At 67.7% G+C, this 1,483-nt stretch carries 2 protein-coding genes; both read left to right on the top strand.

Features of this window, described 5'->3' with window-relative positions:
* Positions 1 to 109: 109 nt before the first annotated feature.
* The gene (locus MCHLDSM_RS07715) at positions 110 to 652 is read left to right on the top strand and encodes a hypothetical protein (protein ID WP_011767735.1); all 543 of its coding nucleotides are present in this window, start codon (positions 110 to 112) and stop codon (positions 650 to 652) included.
* 407 nt (positions 653 to 1,059) lie between these two features.
* Entirely contained in the window at positions 1,060 to 1,371 is a 312-nt protein-coding gene (locus MCHLDSM_RS07720; RefSeq protein ID WP_048469560.1) for a hypothetical protein, read from the top strand.
* Positions 1,372 to 1,483 lie beyond the last annotated feature (112 nt).

Consider the following 1,483-nt stretch of genomic DNA (forward strand, 5'->3'; position numbering starts at 1 on the left):
CCGCACCACCAGGGCCGGCTACGACCATGCAGCCTCACCCGACCCACCCGGGTCACAGCCCAACGTAACAACACGAAGTAACTGCAACTACGAACTTAAGGACACCACCATGGGCCAATACTTCAACCCCGTCATCGTCGACCCCACGGGCCGACCCCTGGCCGCCCTCAACCCCGCCACCTACGGCGCCGGACCCAAACTGTCCACCCACACCCGCGCCGACTCCCCGCTCATGACCGCCGTGGAAATACTGCTCACCCTCGACGGCGGCGCCCGCCTGGTCTGGGCCGGCGACTACGAGGACCCCGACGACGACCAGGATGCGCTGTATTGGCTCGTCGAACCCCAGCATTTCGTGTGCTTCGCCGGTCTCATCGACCCCGACGAGCCAGTCACCCCCAACGCTGAAGCGCCCGCAGCACTGCCGGCCCACCGGTACATCTGCAACCCCGACAAGCGCCAGTACCTCGACAAAGACCACTTCGGTGTCGACGACTACGGCATCCGGCGCTCCCCCCTGCCCTGGCTCACCGCCGAAGGCGGCCTCGCCACACAGAGACGCCACACCACCTGGGCCCGCGACCGCATCTACCTCGCAGCCCAGCACCCAGGCCCCGGATGGACCGAAGTGCCCGCCCTGCTCTGGGTCTGACCAACCACCAGCCCGCCCGGGTCCGCGCAGCCGCGCGGGACCGGCGGGCCTGCGGTGTCTTCCGGTCCGCCGCCCCCCTGTCGGCCGGCGCGCCCGGAGGCGCGGAGGCCCGCCTGCGGCGGGCGTGGGTTTGGGTAGCTGCTCACCTTTAACCGTTCAGCTGGGTCGCCCAGTGTGACCGACGAGGCCCCGTCACGCGCAACCCACACCCGCGCCGAACTGCGCAGGCCGAGTGACCTTTTCGGCCCAACGCCAGCTCGCCAGGGCGCTGCGCGCCGGCTCGCGCGGGCCGAAAACCCTGCTCCGCTCGTCACGGCCTCTTCGAGGTTGCGCGCGCCACCCCGCCGGTCCCCTGCATCCCAGCGCTAACCGGCGCAGCAAATACCGCAGACGAACGGAGAACAACCATGACCTACCCCCTCGACGACTTCTGGGCCAACGTCGACGCCGCCCTGACCCGCTGCGCAGAGGCCACCACCGTCGAAGACGTCATCACCATCCTCAACGAACACTTCAATCCCTCCAGCGGCGCCGCCTTCTTCGGCGGCTCCGGGGGCGACACCCAGCTCCTCGACAAGCTCTACTGGGACCGAGCCGACAGCACCTGGCGGGTCGTCCGCTACGACGCCCCCTACTACTGGTGCCTGGCCGACACCAACGGCGACCTGCTCACCTACATCGAAGGCGACGTCTACCGCGGCAACACCATGACCGACTAACCCTCGATCCACCGATAAATTGGTTGGTCGTGGGGTGTCGGAATGAGGAAAGTGCCCCTTGAGCTGGGAGGATTGGTGTTCTCTACGCATCAATCAGGCCAGTTCAGAAAGG

Source organism: Mycolicibacterium chlorophenolicum, from assembly GCF_001044235.1.
Lineage (GTDB): Bacteria > Actinomycetota > Actinomycetes > Mycobacteriales > Mycobacteriaceae > Mycobacterium > Mycobacterium chlorophenolicum.